Origin of the sequence: Mesorhizobium sp. M4B.F.Ca.ET.203.01.1.1 (assembly GCF_004791025.1) — a bacterium.
In the GTDB taxonomy this organism is placed as follows: domain Bacteria; phylum Pseudomonadota; class Alphaproteobacteria; order Rhizobiales; family Rhizobiaceae; genus Mesorhizobium; species Mesorhizobium abyssinicae.
In genome coordinates this window covers 1-14,023 of record NZ_SRUO01000007.1, presented here as the reverse complement: position 1 = coordinate 14,023, position 14,023 = coordinate 1, and the positions used below count along the sequence as shown (strand labels likewise).

The window sequence follows — 14,023 nt, the reverse complement described above, 5'->3', positions numbered from 1 at the left end:
TGTTTAAGCGATTCCGCCGCGGCCGTAACCGGCAATCGGCCGGCCGGGAGCCGCTGGACCAACAACAGGCCGTTGTCAGACGCCCAGCGACTTCAGCTTGCGGTGCAGAGCGGAGCGCTCCATGCCAATGAATTCGGCGGTTTTCGAGATGTTGCCGCCGAAGCGGTTGATCTGGGCGATCAGGTAGTCCTTCTCGAACTGTTCGCGCGCCTCGCGCAGCGGCAGCGCCATGATGTGCTGGTCCGACTGGTTGGGCGTGCGCGGCATGACGTCGCCGATCTCCGACGGCAGCAGATCGGCGGTGATCGGCGCGTCGACATCCTCGCCCCGGGCCAGGATCATCAGCCGTTCGACATTGTTGCGCAACTGCCGGACATTGCCGGGCCAGTTGTGGGCCTGCAGCACCGCCAGCGCATCGTCGCCGATGCGGCGCGGCTTGATGCCGGCCTGGCGGGCGATCTGCTTCATGAAATTGTCGACCAGATAGGGGATGTCCTCGCGCCGCTCGGCCAAGCCCGGCACCGCGACCGGAACCACCGCCAGGCGGTGGTAGAGGTCTTCGCGGAAACGGCCGTCGGCGATCATTGCCTCCAGGTTCTGCGAGGTGGACGAGATGATGCGGACGTCGACCTTGACCCTCTTGGTGCCCCCTACCCGCTCGAACTGCTGCTCGACCAGCACGCGCAGGATCTTGTTCTGCGTCTCGCGCGGCATGTCGGCGACTTCGTCGATGTAGAGGATGCCGCGATGCGCCTCCTCCAGCGCGCCGACCTTGCGTTCGGTGCCGTTCGATTCTGTGCCGAACAGTTCGATCTCCATACGCTCCGGTGTGATGGTGGCCGCGCTCAAGGTGACGAACGGCGCGGCTTTGCGCGTCGACAGCGCGTGGATGGCGCGCGCGGCCAGTTCCTTGCCGGAACCGGACGGGCCGATGATCATGATGCGGCTGTTGGTCGGCGCGACGCGCTCGATGGTCTGGCGCAACTGGCTCATCGCCGACGACATGCCGATCAGGTCGAAGGTCTCGCCGCTGCGTTGCTTGAGGTCCGACACCTCGCGTCTCAGTTTCGAGGTTTCGAGTGCGCGCTCGGCGATCAGGATCAGCCGGTCGGCCTTGAACGGCTTCTCAATGAAATCATAGGCGCCGCGGCGGATGGCCGAAACCGCCGTTTCGATATTGCCGTGGCCGGAAATCATCACCACCGGCAGGTTCGGATGCATCGTCTTGATCTCGTCCAGCAGGGCCAGGCCGTCGAGACGCGAGCCCTGCAGCCAGATGTCGAGGAAGATCAGCCTCGGCGCGCGATCGGCAATCGCCGCCAGCGCGCTGTCGGCGTCGAACGCCGTGCGGGTTTCGTGACCTTCGTCGCTCAGGATGCCTGCGACGAGTTCGCGGATGTCTTCCTCGTCATCGACGATGAGAATATCAGACGCCATTACCGACCTTTTCAGTTTCTCTTTGGTGTTCCGTTCGGCCTTCGTCGCGTGGCGGCGCGGCGGCGACCGTCGCCGGCGGCAGGATGATCGAGATCATCGCGCCTCGGCCGCCGTGGAAATCCGCCGGCGCATCATGCAGTTCAAGCCGGCCGCCATGGTCCTCCACGATCTTCTTGACGATAGCGAGGCCAAGACCGGTGCCTTTTTCCCGCGTCGTCATGTAGGGCTCGAGTAGCCTTTGGCGATTTTCGCGTGGCAGCCCTCTGCCATTGTCGATGACATCGATTCTGATGGCGCCATTCTGGCGCCCGGCTTGAATCCGGATTGTGCCGTCCGAACGATCTTTTGCATCAAGTCCGTCAATGGCCTCGGCGGCGTTCTTGATGACGTTGCCGAAGGCCTGCGCCATCAGCCGGCTGTCGAAAGTGCCCTTCAGCGGTTCGCCGCCGAAATCGCGCTCGAAGGCGATGTCGGAGCGACTGACCTCGACGAGGAACGATGCCTCGCGCAGCGATTCGCGCAGGTCGATGGCTTTCATCTCCGGCTTCGGCATGCGCGCGAAGGCGGAGAATTCGTCGACCATGCGGCCGATATCCTCGACCTGCCGGATGATCGTGTCGGTGCACTGGTCGAAAACCTCGCGATCCTCGGTGATGACTTTGCCGTAGCGGCGCTTGATGCGCTCGGCCGAAAGCTGGATCGGCGTCAGCGGGTTCTTGATCTCGTGGGCGATGCGCCTCGCCACATCGGCCCAGGCCGACGAGCGCTGCGCCTGGACCAGGTCGGTGATGTCGTCCACCGTCACGACGTAGGATTTCTCCTCCGAACCATCGTCGCCGGCCTCGATGGTGATCTGGACGTTGAAAGTGCGCTCGGCGCCGGTGCGGTAGAAGGTCACCTGCTCGCGATAGACCGGCTTGCCCGACTTGCGACCGATTTCGAAGACGCGGCCGACATGCGGCAGCACAGCGGACAGGTTCTGCCCAAGTGCGGCGCTGGCCGAGATCGCCAGCATGGTCTCGGCCGATCGGTTGACGATGGTGACGATGCCGTAGGGATCGACGCCGATGACGCCGGCGGTGACGCCCGCCAGCACCGCTTCCGAGAAGCGGCGGCGCTCGTCGATCAGGTCCTTGGCGGAGAGAAGCTCGTTACGCTGCGATTTGAGCTCGAGGATCATGTTGTTGAAGGTGTCGCCGAGCGAGGCGACGTCGCCGTCGGAGAGCCTGACCGGCACGGCGACATCGAGATTGCCGGTGGCGACCTCGTCGGCGGCGCCGATCAGCTGGCGGATCGGCCGCACCAGCCGGTCGGCAACGGCGATGCCGGTCCAGATCGCCGACAGGATGACGATCAGCGTCAGCGACAGATAGGGCAGCGCGAAAGCGACCTGCGAGGTGCGGCGGTTGTCCTGCAGGTTGCGGTATTCGTCGGTGTTCGACCTGACGATCTGGCGCGCCTTGATCACATCGGGATCGACCAGGCGGATTGTGTAGAGGTAAAGCCCGTCGATCTCGCGCAGCTTGACGATAGCGCCCATGATGTTGCGGGTGCGCGGCTCGATCAGCACCGGCTTGCCGTCGGCGGCGGTCTCCACCGCGCCGGGTGGCGGCTCCGGCATGGCGAAGTCGGCGTCGGTCTTGGCGCTCATCACGAAGGAGCCGTCGGGCTTGATCAGCGCCGCATGCGCGAGCGAACGGCCAACCGCTTCCTTGTTCATCAGATCGAGGAAGCCTGTGCGGTCGAGGCCATAAAGCGTGCGCGAGGCATCGAGGTCATAGGCCATCGACAGCGTCGTGCCCTGCAGGTTGCGCGCGTTCTCCTGGACATAGGCGTCGGCGATCGACAGCGACGAATTGACGATCGTCTTGGTGCGGATCTCGAACCAGCGGTCGAGGCCGATGTCGAGCGTGATCGAGGCGATGATGGCCACCATGATGGCGGGAATGGCGGCGACCAGCGCGAACATCGCCACGATGCGCACATGCAGGCGCGACGCCGCCTTGCCGTGCTTGCGCGCCATCACAATGCGGTGAACCTCGCGGCCGATAAGCGCGATCAGGAACAGGACGAAGACGGCATTGAGCGCGATCAGCGCCAGCGTGGCCCTTGCGTCAGGCGTGATCGGCGTGGCGCCGACGAGAATCGCAAAGGAGATCGCCGCCGTGATCAACGCGCCGGCAATCGCCGTCACGCCAGGCAGCGCCAGAAGCCGGCGCCTGTCCTCTGCGCCGGGCTTGCTGAAAAGCGGTTCGTTCTGGGAAGCCATATCGCCGTCTAAGAGTCAGTGATTGCGTCGGATGTATGCAACGCATTGTGGCGATTATGCAACAAGTGTGGCCGAGACGGAAATCTTTCCCCGGCTCATTGCCCTTGCAGGGCGATTTTAGACCTGCCTGGAGGACTTGTAGACGTTGACGCCGAGCTCGCGGATCTTCTTGCGCAGCGTGTTGCGGTTGAGCCCGAGCAGCTCCGCCGCCTTGATCTGGTTGCCGCGCGTCGCCGTCATCGAGGCCAGCACCAGTGGATACTCGACCTCGGCGAGGATGCGCTGGTAGAGGCCGGCCGGCGGCAGGTCGCCGGCGAAGGAAGCAAAATAGCGCTGCAGGAAATGCTCCACCGCCTGGCCGATGGAGAGATCGTCGGGAATGAGCGCGCCGCCGCCTGGGACGACCGGCCGCTCGCCTGTCTTGAGTTCGGCCTCGATGATCTCGGCCGAAATCTCATCCTGCGAATAGAGCGCGGCCAGCCTGCGCACCAGGTTTTCCAGCTCGCGCACATTGCCCGGCCAGGGGTAACGCTTCATCAGCTCGATGCCGCCGGAGGAAATGCGCTTTGTCTGCAGCCCCTCGCTGGCGCCCTGCTTGAAGAAATGCCGCACCAGATCCGGAATATCCTCGGAGCGTTCGCGCAGCGCCGGCAACCGCAGCGGCACGACATTGAGGCGATAGAACAGGTCTTCGCGGAACAGCCCCTGGTTGATCAGCGCGCGCAGATCCTTGTTGGTGGCGGCGACGATGCGCACGTCGGTCTTGATCGGCGTGCGGCCGCCAACCGTCGTGTATTCGCCCTGCTGCAGCACGCGCAGCAGGCGCGTCTGCGCCTCCATCGGCATGTCGCCGATCTCGTCCAGGAACAGCGTGCCGCCCTCGGCCTGCTCGAAGCGGCCGGTAGAGCGGTTCTGCGCGCCGGTGAAGGCGCCCTTCTCATGGCCGAACAGTTCCGATTCGATCAGGTCGCGCGGGATCGCCGCCATGTTGATGGCCACGAACGGGCCGCCGCGACGGCGGCCATATTCGTGCAGCGCGCGGGCCACCAGCTCCTTGCCGGTGCCGGACTCGCCACTGATCATCACCGTCAGGTCGGTCTGCATCATCCGCGCCAGCATGCGGTAGATGTCCTGCATGGCGGCCGAGCGGCCGACCAGCGGCATCGTCTCCGGCTGGTCGTCGGCGCGCGCGTCGAGCTTCGGCCGTCGCGGTTCGGCCAGCGCCCGGTTGACGATGTTGAGCAGCTCGGTCAGGTCGAACGGCTTCGGCAGATATTCATAAGCGCCGGTCTCGGAGGCGCGGATGGCGGTCATGAACGTGTTTTGCGCGCTCATCACGATGACCGGCAGCTCGGGCCGCGCCTTCTTGATGCGCGGCAGCATGTCGAAGGCGTTCTCGTCGGGCATCACGACATCGGTGATGACCAGGTCGCCCTCGCCCGCCGCCACCCAGCGCCACAACGTCGAGGCGTTCGAGGTGACGCGCACCTCATGGCCGACGCGCGACAGCGCCTGGTTGAGCACGGTGCGGATGGCCGCATCGTCGTCGGCGACCAGAATATTGCCGCGTGCGGTCATGTGCGGTCCCCTTCAGCTTCTTCTTCGACGCCGTGCGCGGTTTCCTTCCAGGCCGGCATCAGGATGCGGAAGGTGGTTCCGCGCGGCGTCGAATCGCATTCGATGATGCCGCCATGCTCGCCGACGATCTTGGCCACCAGCGCCAGACCAAGGCCCGAGCCGTTCGGTTTGGTGGTGATGAAAGGATCGAACAGGATCGGCAGTATGTCCTCCGAAACGCCTGGACCATTGTCGCGCACGCAGAATTCCAGCGGCAGGGAGACGCGGTCCTGCGTTCCCGGCACGGAGACACGGATGCCCGGCCGGAAAGCGGTCGACAGCGAGATCTCGCCCTGCGGGTCACTACCGATCGCTTCGGCGGCGTTCTTGACCAGGTTGAGGAATACCTGGATCAGCTGGTCGCGGTTGGCGAAGACCGGAGGCAACGATGGATCGTATTCCTCCAAAATCTTGATCCGCTTGGCAAAACCGTTCTTGGAAATTGCCTTCACGTGGTCGAGCACGACATGGATGTTGACGGGGTAGCGGTCGATCGGCCGCTCGTCCGAAAACACCTCCATGCGGTCGACGAGGGAGACGATGCGATCGGTCTCGTCGGTGATCAGCCGGGTCAGCGCGCGGTCCTCATCGGAGGCCGAGAGCTCGAGGAGCTGGGCGGCGCCACGGATGCCGGACAGCGGGTTCTTGATCTCATGCGCCAGCATGGCGGCAAGGCCGGTGACCGAGCGGGCAGCGCCGCGATGCGTCATCTGCCGGTCGATCTTGTCGGCCATCGACCGTTCCTGGAACATCACCACCACGGAACCGGGGAACTCCGGCACCGGCGCGACATAGAGGTCGACCATCTTTTCGATGCCGAGGCGCGGCGACGAGACATCGACCCGGTATTCGTTGACCGGCGCCAGGCGCTCGCGCACCTGGTCGACAAGCGTCAGCAGCGGGCTGCCGAAGGGCACCAGCTTCGGCAGCGTGTTGCGGGCAAGCATGGTGGCGCTGGAGCGGAAGAAATCCTCCGCGTCGGCATTGGCGAAGGTGATGAAGCCTTGGGGATCGACCATGATCACCGGCCGGCGGATGGTGTTGAGCACGATGTTTGCGGCGTCCGCCATGTCTGGGCTCTTCGGGGCGGTCGCCTTCATGCCGCGCTCCGCAGATCCGTTGCTGCCTCTGCGATATCGGCAAATGCCCGGCGCAGTCCGCCAACGATCTCATCCGGCACGAAGGACGTGAGGATACGCTTGCGCAGCTCCGGCGAAACACCGGCTGCGTGGCGGTCGAGATACCAGCCGAGATGCTTGCGCGCCTGGCGCAACCCGCTTTCGATCCCGTAGAGCGACAGCATGTCCGCGTGGTGGGCGATGATGTAGTCGGCCAAAGCCTGCGGGCTTGCGGGAACGCCGGACATTGTTTCGCCAGCGGCCGAGGCAGCGATGCTGCCCGCGATCCAGGGCGCGCCATAATGCGCGCGTCCGATCATCACCGCGTCGGCGCCCGATTGCTCGAGGATGGCAGCAGCCTCCGCCGGCGATCCGACATCGCCATTGGCGACGACCGGGATCGAGACGGCTTCCTTGACGCGCGCGATCGCGCGCCAGTCGGCCTTGCCCTGGTAGAACTGGCAGCGCGTACGGCCATGCACCGTCACCATCCTCACGCCGGCCTGTTCGGCGCGGCGCGCCAACATCGGCGCGTTGAGGGCGCTCTCGTCCCAGCCGAGACGCATCTTCACAGTAACCGGCACCTCCACGGCGCCGACAACCGCCTCGATCAGCGATAGCGCGTGGTCGAGATCGCGCATCAATGCCGAGCCGGCATAACCGCCCGTCACCTTCTTGGCCGGGCAGCCCATGTTGATGTCGATGATATCGGCGCCCTCGCCCGCGGCGATCCGCGCGCCTTCGGCCATGTGCGCAGCCTCGCGGCCGGCAAGCTGGACCATGTGTACCGGCAGACCGGAATGGCGAATGCGCAGGTCGCAGCCAGCCCTGCCCTTCGCCAGCTCACCGCTCGCCACCATCTCCGACACGACCAGTCCGGCGCCATGCCGATGCGCGCGCTGGCGGAACGGCTCGTCGGTTATCCCCGACATCGGCGCCAGGAAGACGCGATTGCGGATACTCACGCCGCCAATATCGAGCGGCAAGGCCAATTTGGTCAATTCGGGCATGCACAAAAACCAAGCATATCGGATTTCTGCACATTCTCTAGCCAGAAGCAAGACGATGTGCAACGCGCAATGACGTCACATTAAGGCGCATTTGGGAAATAGCCGGGCATCGGCTTGTCCCGCGGCCAAAGCACCGTGCGTCCTGCGGGATGCGCAAAGGACGCCCTGGAATTCATATTTGAAGCACGATCTTTTCCGAAAACCGATTACACTTTTCGGGATCGTGCGCTAAGCCAAATCGCAATGACGGACGCAAGTAAAAATCAGAGTTTGGACGACAAGGTCGCGGTGGTAATCGTCGCGGCGGGCCGCGGCGCGCGCGCCGGGCAGGCCAATGGACCGAAGCAGTATCAGCGGATCGGTGGCCGCGCCGTCATCGCCCGCACGCTGGAGACGTTCCTGGCGCATCCGAGGACCGGTCCGGTCGTCGTCGCCATCCACGCCGACGACGGCGAGCTCTTCCGCAACGCCGCCGGCGCCAGCGCCGATCGCGTCCTTGCGGTCACGGGCGGCGATTCGCGCCAGGCCTCGGTGCGGCTCGGCCTGCTGGCGCTCAGGGACAGCGCGCCAGGCCGGGTGCTCGTCCATGACGCCGTGCGTCCCTTCGTCGACGCGACCCTGATCGACCGCACGATCGACGCCATCGGCGAGCGGCAGGGCGCGCTGCCCGCTTTGCCGGTCGCCGACACGCTGAAGCGCGAATCGGCGGCCGGTATGATCGAGGAGACCGTGTCGAGGAACGGGCTGCATGCCGCGCAGACGCCGCAGGGCTTTCCGTTCTGGCCGCTTCTTGCCGCGCATGAGAAGGCCCATCATCTCGGCAAGGCCGATTTCACCGACGATGCGGCGATCGCCGAATGGGCGCACATACCGGTGAAACTTGTCCCGGGATCGCCGGACAACATCAAACTCACCTGGGCAAGGGATATTGCAATGGCCGACCAGCGGCTTTCCGGTGAACGGCCGCGCTTTCCGGATATCCGCACCGGCAACGGCTACGACGTGCACGCCTTCGAACCGGGCGATCATGTCACGCTCTGCGGCGTCGCCATCCCTCACGACAGAAAGCTGTCTGGCCATTCGGATGCCGATGTCGGCCTCCACGCCCTCACCGACGCGCTGCTCGCCACCTGCGGCGCCGGCGACATCGGCACGCACTTCCCGCCGTCGGATCCGCAGTGGAAAGGCGCCGCCTCGAAGATCTTCGTCGAACATGCGGCCAGGCTGGTGCGCGGGCGCGGCGGACGCATCGCCAATGCCGACATCACGCTGATCTGCGAGGCGCCGCGCGTCGGCCCGCACCGCGAGGCGATGACGGCTGCGCTCGCCGCTATGCTCGGCATTTCCTGCGAGCGCATCTCGATCAAGGCAACCACCAATGAGAAGCTTGGCTTCGTCGGCCGCCAGGAAGGCATAGCCGCGATCGCCACCGCCAGCGTCGTCTTTCCAGGTGAGGTCCCCGAATGAGCAACGCCGAACTCGCGAACGCCCTGCTCCTGGCCTGCCAGCAGCGCGGCATCATGCTGGCGACGGCGGAAAGCTGCACCGGCGGCCTGATCATCGCGGCGCTCACCGACATTGCCGGTTCCTCCGCCGTGGTCGACCGCGGCTTCATCACCTATTCCAACGAGTCCAAGATGGACATGCTCGGCGTTTCCGCCGCAACGCTCGACGCGCATGGCGCCGTCTCGCGCGAGACGGTGCTTGAAATGGCGGCCGGCGCGCTGGCGCATTCGCGGGCGAGCCTCTCGCTTGCCGTTACCGGCATTGCCGGCCCGAGCGGCGGTTCGGCCGACAAGCCGGTCGGCCTCGTCTGGTTCGGGCTTGCGCTGGCCGGCCAGCCCATCGTCGCCGAGCACCAACTGTTCGCGCACAAGGGGCGCGAGTTCATCCGCCACGAGACGGTGCGGCACGCGCTGGAACTGGGATTGCGGGCGCTGGACTAGACCCCTCGTTCCGGTCAGGCCGTTCTTGCGCCGTAGATCTGGTCGGCGCGTTTTTCGAAGGCTTCGGCAAACATGCGGAAGGCACGGTCGAACATCGTGCCCATCAGCGCGCCAAGAATGCGGCTCTTGAACTCGTAGTCGATGAAGAAGTGCACCTCGCAGCCGCTATCGGCCGGGTCGAAGCGCCAGATATTGCTGAGATATTTGAACGGTCCGTCGATGTATTTGACGTCGATGGCCTTCTCGTCGGGCTTCAGCAGCACCTGGGTGGTAAAGGTCTCGCGGATAGCCTTGTAACCGATGCTCATGTCGGCAAGGAGGATGGTGCGGCCGTCGCGCTCCTTGCGCGAGCGCACGCTGAGCGCTTCGCACAGCGGCAGGAATTGCGGATAGGCCTCGACGTCGGCGACCAGCGCGAACATCTCCTGCGGCGTATGGGCGACGCGGCGGGTGGCTTCGAATTTCGGCATTCGGGGATTAGCTGGTCTTTTTGAGCTGCGCTTCACGCGCCGCGCGCAGCCTGGCGAAATCCTCCCCGGCATGATGCGAGGAGCGCGTCAGCGGGCTCGACGCCATCAACAGGAAGCCCTTGGTCTTGCCGATCGTCTCGAAGGACTTGAATTCCTCGGGAGTGACGAAGCGGATGACCGGATGGTGCTTCTTCGACGGCTGCAGATACTGGCCGATGGTCATGAAGTCGACATTGGCCGAGCGCAGGTCGTCCATCAGCTGCAGGATCTCGTTCCGCTCCTCGCCTAGACCGACCATGATGCCGGACTTGGTGAAGATCGACGGGTCGAGTTCCTTGACGCGCTGCAACAGCCGGATCGAGTGGAAATAGCGGGCGCCCGGCCGCACCGTCAGGTAGTTCGACGGCACAGTCTCCAGATTGTGGTTGAAGACGTCGGGCTTCGCCGCCACGACGATCTCCAGCGCGCCGTCCTTGCGCAGGAAGTCCGGCGTCAGGATCTCGATCGTGGTCGAGGGCGCGGCGGCGCGGATGGCGCGGATGACCTCGGCGAAATGCTGCGCGCCGCCGTCGGCAAGATCGTCGCGGTCGACCGAGGTGATGACGACGTGGCTGAGGCCCATCTGCTTGACGGCATGCGCGACGCGCGCCGGCTCATCGGCATCCAGCGCGGTCGGGATGCCGGTGGCGACGTTGCAGAAGGCGCAGGCGCGGGTGCAGATCTCGCCCATGATCATGAAGGTGGCGTGCTTCTTGTCCCAGCACTCGCCGATGTTCGGGCAGCCGGCTTCCTCGCACACAGTCACCAGCTTGTGCGACTTCACGATCTCGCGTGTCTCGGCGTAGCCCTTCGAGACCGGTGCCTTGACGCGGATCCAGTCGGGCTTGCGGAGCACCTCCTGGTCCGGCTTGTGCGCCTTTTCGGGGTGCCGCACACGCGGCGCATTGGCGATCGTGTCGAGGACAGTGACCATTTCAAACCCGGTTGCTGCGCGATCGCCTGCCCGGCGCTCGCATTCCAACGTCACTTAGGACTTTTCGGCGCAAAGAAAAAGGCCACGCCGGCGCATGCCGCCACGGCCTTTTTCGCATAGCGGTATCGATGCCGGCTAACGGCGCACCAGCCGGCCAACAAAGATCAGCAGGCAGGCGCCGATGAAACCGGTGACCAGATAGGCGAACCAGCCGACGCCGAAAGACTGGAAATTGAGGGCTTGCAGGACTGCGTTCAGCACGACCGCGCCGACGATGCCCATAATGATGTTCATGAAGATGCCGGTGTTGCTCTTCATCACCATCTCGGCGAGCCAGCCCGCCAGACCGCCGATGATGATGGCTGCCAGCCAGCCCACGCCATTCACGTCCATATGCCAACTCCTCCTGTGACGGGTGAAAATGCATCCGGAAACGAACTGCCTTGCCGCCGAGTTCCCCAGGCTTTCGCATGTGAGTCTCGGGCGGCCAATTTATCATGCGTTCAACGCGCGGCCATAGGCGTCGAGCACGCTTTCCTTCATCATCTCCGACAGGGTCGGGTGCGGGAAGATGGTGTGCATCAGCTCTTCCTCGGTGGTTTCGAGGTTCATCGCCACGACGAAACCCTGGATCAGCTCGGTCACTTCGGCGCCGACCATGTGCGCGCCGAGCAACTGGCCGGTCTTCTTGTCGAAGATCGTCTTGATGAAGCCTTGGTCCTCGCCGAGCGCGATCGCCTTGCCGTTGGCGCCGAACTGGAAACGGCCGACGCGGACGTCCTTGCCTTCGGCCTTGGCCTTGGCTTCGGTCAGGCCGACCGAGGCGACCTGCGGGTTGCAATAGGTGCAGCCGGGGATCTTCTGCTTGTCGGTGGCATGAACGCCCGGGACATTGGCGATCTTCTCGATGCAGACGACGCCTTCATGCTCGGCCTTGTGGGCGAGCATGGGCGGTCCGGCGACGTCACCGATGGCGTAGATGCCGGGCACGTTGGTCTTGCCGTAACCGTCGACGACGACGCAGCCGCGGTCGGTCTTCACCCCGAGCGCCTCGAGGCCGAGGTTCTCGATATTGCCCTGCACGCCGACGGCCGAGATCATGCGATCGGCGGTGATCTTCTCGACCTTGCCGTCCTTCATCTCGACATGCGCTGTCACCGAGTTGGCGCCCTTCTCGACCTTGGTCACCTTGGCCTCAAGGATGATCTTCATGCCTTGCTTCTCGAACTGCTTCTGCGCGAACTTCGAGACCTCGGCGTCCTCGACCGGCATCACCGCCGGCAGCAGCTCGACCACCGTCACCTCGGCGCCCATGGTGCGGTAGAAGGAAGCGAACTCGATGCCGATGGCGCCCGAACCCATCACCAGCAGCGATTTCGGCATCTCCTTCGGCACCATGGCTTCGAAATAGGTCCAGATCAGCTTGCCGTCCGGCTCGATGCCGGGCAGCGCGCGCGGCCTGGCACCAGTCGCCAGGATGATGTGCTTGGCGGTGTAGGTGCCCTCGCCCTTGACGCCTTTCGGCGCCGGCGGCTGCGGCTCCATCGGCTTCTTGGCCGTCTTGGAGACGACGATCTCGCCCGGCTTCGAAAGCTTGGCCTCGCCCCAGATGACGTCAACCTTGTTCTTCTTCATCAGGAAGGCGACGCCGCCATTGAGCCTCAGCGAGACCTTGCGCGAGCGGTCGACGACCGCGGCGGTGTCGGCGCTGACCTTGCCGCCTTCGAGCTTCAGGCCGTAGTCCTTGAGGTGGTCCGAATAGTGCATGATCTCGGCCGAGCGCAGCAGCGCCTTGGTCGGGATGCAGCCCCAGTTGAGGCAGATGCCGCCGAGATGCTCGCGCTCGACGATCGCCGTCTTGAAGCCGAGCTGCGCGGAACGCACCGCCGTGACATAGCCGCCGGGGCCGGAGCCGATGATGATGACGTCGTAGGATTCAGCCACGGATTTCTCCCTGATTTCTAGAGTTCCAGCATCACGCGCACCAATGGTGCCAGCGCCTTGCCGATGTTTCGGGTGTTTTCGGCGTCGAGATGGACGCCGTCGAGCGGGGTGGTGACGGCGACGCTGCCGGCGTCGAAGAAGCCGCAGCCCGCCTCGTCGGCAAGTGCGGAATATTGCGGCGCCAGCCGCTTCGAGGCCTCGTCGCCGCCGGCGAACATTTCCTTGAATTCGGCATTGTCGGTGCGGCTGACCGCCGGCGGCGCGACGATGAGGATCTGGGGTGCGGCCCAACCGAACGGGTAGTCGTGGCCGCGCACGATGTCGATCAGGCGCTGCATACCCTGCTTGGCGGCGACCGGATTGCCGTGGATCCACGGCTTCATGTCGTTGGCGCCGAGCATGATGACGATCAGGTCAATCGGCGCATGGCTCGTCAGCATTGTCGGCAGCACGCGAGCGCCGTTGCGGTCTGCGCCGGCGAGATGATCGTCGAAGGCGGTGGTGCGGCCGTTCAGGCCTTCGGCGATGACCTCGACGCCGTCGCCCAGCGCCGCCTTGAGAACGCTCGGCCAGCGGTCTTCCAGCGCATGGCGGCCGAGGCTGGCGGCGTCATAGCCCCAGGTCAGCGAGTCGCCATAACAGAGAATTGTCTTCATGCGCTTGCCCCACCCCTGCCGAACGCTGCCGCCGAGCGCTGGAGCCGCCAGCGCACGAAAAGCCATTGCACGATGATCGCCACGACGCCGGGAAGGATCAGGCCAGCGACGATCGACAGGTCACTCGCGGTCGCCCGATTCTCGGCCGGCACGGAAAAAGTCCACCCTGCCAGCGCCAGCAGTGCGAGACCGTACACGGCGAGCAGCCACCACAAACTGCGGTCGACGGCTCGCACCGGCTCGGCGAAGAACTGCACGGCGAAGAAGACGATCGTCACGGCGATGACGACAAACACCGTCGCCGCGAACACAACTATGTACTCCTCGGTGGCACCGGTCATGACGGCGAGCTGCTGAGCCACCAGCCCGCCAGCCAGGCCGGAGAGGATGAAGGCGAAAAGGCTGGTGAAGAATTTCCGCACCGCCCTTTTCCTGTCCTAGACCAGCATGCCCATAGGGTTTTCGATCATGCGCTTGAAGGCGCCGAGCAGTTCGGCGCCGAGCGCGCCGTCGACGGCGCGGTGGTCGGTCGACAGCGTCACCGACATGACGTTGGCGATCTTGATCTCGCCATTCTTCACCA

Annotated in this window: 14 protein-coding genes; 2 read left to right on the top strand and 12 right to left on the bottom strand. The window is 64.8% G+C overall.

What is annotated here, in order from left to right:
• Positions 1-75 precede the first annotated feature (75 nt).
• The 5 genes from EN846_RS16700 to dusB form a co-directional block, all read right to left on the bottom strand.
• Positions 76-1,437 carry a sigma-54 dependent transcriptional regulator gene (locus EN846_RS16700; RefSeq protein WP_127286357.1) on the bottom strand — a complete coding sequence of 454 codons (1,362 nt, stop codon included), beginning with the start codon at positions 1,435-1,437 and terminating at the stop codon, positions 76-78.
• Positions 1,427-3,706, bottom strand: a complete 2,280-nt coding sequence (locus EN846_RS16695) for a PAS domain-containing sensor histidine kinase (protein ID WP_135858470.1) — start codon at positions 3,704-3,706, stop codon at positions 1,427-1,429. Before EN846_RS16695 ends, EN846_RS16700 begins: the two co-directional genes overlap by 11 nt.
• 117 nt (positions 3,707-3,823) lie before the next feature.
• Positions 3,824-5,284 (bottom strand): nitrogen regulation protein NR(I), encoded by a 1,461-nt coding sequence (ntrC, locus tag EN846_RS16690; protein WP_127310266.1) that lies wholly within the window; start codon positions 5,282-5,284, stop codon positions 3,824-3,826.
• Positions 5,281-6,423 carry a nitrogen regulation protein NR(II) gene (locus EN846_RS16685; protein ID WP_127310265.1) on the bottom strand — a complete coding sequence of 381 codons (1,143 nt, stop codon included), beginning with the start codon at positions 6,421-6,423 and terminating at the stop codon, positions 5,281-5,283. Before EN846_RS16685 ends, ntrC begins: the two co-directional genes overlap by 4 nt.
• On the bottom strand, positions 6,420-7,451 hold the full coding sequence (gene dusB / locus EN846_RS16680; protein ID WP_127393180.1) for a tRNA dihydrouridine synthase DusB: 1,032 nt from the start codon (positions 7,449-7,451) through the stop codon (positions 6,420-6,422). Before dusB ends, EN846_RS16685 begins: the two co-directional genes overlap by 4 nt.
• A gap of 243 nt (positions 7,452-7,694) precedes the next feature.
• Here dusB and EN846_RS16675 point away from each other — a divergent pair, with 243 nt between their 5' ends.
• Positions 7,695-8,918 (top strand): bifunctional 2-C-methyl-D-erythritol 4-phosphate cytidylyltransferase/2-C-methyl-D-erythritol 2,4-cyclodiphosphate synthase, encoded by a 1,224-nt coding sequence (locus tag EN846_RS16675; RefSeq protein WP_127393179.1) that lies wholly within the window; start codon positions 7,695-7,697, stop codon positions 8,916-8,918.
• Complete coding sequence (locus tag EN846_RS16670) at positions 8,915-9,397, top strand: CinA family protein (protein ID WP_127393178.1); 483 nt, start codon at positions 8,915-8,917, stop codon at positions 9,395-9,397. The genes EN846_RS16675 and EN846_RS16670 overlap by 4 nt, the downstream gene beginning before the upstream one ends.
• Positions 9,398-9,411: 14 nt before the next feature.
• On the opposite strand, the gene EN846_RS16665 is transcribed toward EN846_RS16670, so the two are convergent.
• The 7 genes from EN846_RS16665 to EN846_RS16635 all read right to left on the bottom strand — a co-directional run.
• Positions 9,412-9,867 carry a type II toxin-antitoxin system RatA family toxin gene (locus EN846_RS16665; protein WP_127284096.1) on the bottom strand — a complete coding sequence of 152 codons (456 nt, stop codon included), beginning with the start codon at positions 9,865-9,867 and terminating at the stop codon, positions 9,412-9,414.
• Between the two features lie 7 nt (positions 9,868-9,874).
• Positions 9,875-10,840 (bottom strand): lipoyl synthase, encoded by a 966-nt coding sequence (gene lipA, locus EN846_RS16660; RefSeq protein ID WP_127284097.1) that lies wholly within the window; start codon positions 10,838-10,840, stop codon positions 9,875-9,877.
• A 135-nt stretch (positions 10,841-10,975) separates the two neighbouring features.
• Positions 10,976-11,233 carry a GlsB/YeaQ/YmgE family stress response membrane protein gene (locus EN846_RS16655; RefSeq protein WP_128347054.1) on the bottom strand — a complete coding sequence of 86 codons (258 nt, stop codon included), beginning with the start codon at positions 11,231-11,233 and terminating at the stop codon, positions 10,976-10,978.
• A gap of 102 nt (positions 11,234-11,335) precedes the next feature.
• Entirely contained in the window at positions 11,336-12,784 is a 1,449-nt protein-coding gene (gene lpdA / locus EN846_RS16650; protein WP_127309197.1) for a dihydrolipoyl dehydrogenase, read from the bottom strand.
• A 17-nt stretch (positions 12,785-12,801) separates the two neighbouring features.
• Positions 12,802-13,440 carry an SGNH/GDSL hydrolase family protein gene (locus EN846_RS16645; RefSeq protein ID WP_127394239.1) on the bottom strand — a complete coding sequence of 213 codons (639 nt, stop codon included), beginning with the start codon at positions 13,438-13,440 and terminating at the stop codon, positions 12,802-12,804.
• On the bottom strand, positions 13,437-13,862 hold the full coding sequence (locus tag EN846_RS16640; RefSeq protein WP_135858473.1) for a hypothetical protein: 426 nt from the start codon (positions 13,860-13,862) through the stop codon (positions 13,437-13,439). The genes EN846_RS16645 and EN846_RS16640 overlap by 4 nt, the downstream gene beginning before the upstream one ends.
• Before the next feature lie 15 nt (positions 13,863-13,877).
• Positions 13,878-14,023 (bottom strand): 2-oxo acid dehydrogenase subunit E2 (locus EN846_RS16635; protein ID WP_187331266.1); only part of this gene is annotated, 146 nt, incomplete at its 5' end.

What these genes read in the sequence shown, in the direction of transcription:
- EN846_RS16645 (WP_127394239.1), bottom strand. Translation starts at nt 13,440, where the DNA reads ATGAAGACAATTCTCTGTTATGGCGACTCGCTGACCTGGGGCTATGAC.
- EN846_RS16695 (WP_135858470.1), bottom strand. Translation starts at nt 3,706, where the DNA reads ATGGCTTCCCAGAACGAACCGCTTTTCAGCAAGCCCGGCGCAGAGGAC.
- lipA (WP_127284097.1), bottom strand. Translation starts at nt 10,840, where the DNA reads ATGGTCACTGTCCTCGACACGATCGCCAATGCGCCGCGTGTGCGGCAC.
- ntrC (WP_127310266.1), bottom strand. Translation starts at nt 5,284, where the DNA reads ATGACCGCACGCGGCAATATTCTGGTCGCCGACGACGATGCGGCCATC.
- EN846_RS16665 (WP_127284096.1), bottom strand. Translation starts at nt 9,867, where the DNA reads ATGCCGAAATTCGAAGCCACCCGCCGCGTCGCCCATACGCCGCAGGAG.
- EN846_RS16700 (WP_127286357.1), bottom strand. Translation starts at nt 1,437, where the DNA reads ATGGCGTCTGATATTCTCATCGTCGATGACGAGGAAGACATCCGCGAA.
- dusB (WP_127393180.1), bottom strand. Translation starts at nt 7,451, where the DNA reads ATGCCCGAATTGACCAAATTGGCCTTGCCGCTCGATATTGGCGGCGTG.
- EN846_RS16685 (WP_127310265.1), bottom strand. Translation starts at nt 6,423, where the DNA reads ATGAAGGCGACCGCCCCGAAGAGCCCAGACATGGCGGACGCCGCAAAC.
- EN846_RS16670 (WP_127393178.1), top strand. Translation starts at nt 8,915, where the DNA reads ATGAGCAACGCCGAACTCGCGAACGCCCTGCTCCTGGCCTGCCAGCAG.
- EN846_RS16655 (WP_128347054.1), bottom strand. Translation starts at nt 11,233, where the DNA reads ATGGACGTGAATGGCGTGGGCTGGCTGGCAGCCATCATCATCGGCGGT.
- EN846_RS16675 (WP_127393179.1), top strand. Translation starts at nt 7,695, where the DNA reads ATGACGGACGCAAGTAAAAATCAGAGTTTGGACGACAAGGTCGCGGTG.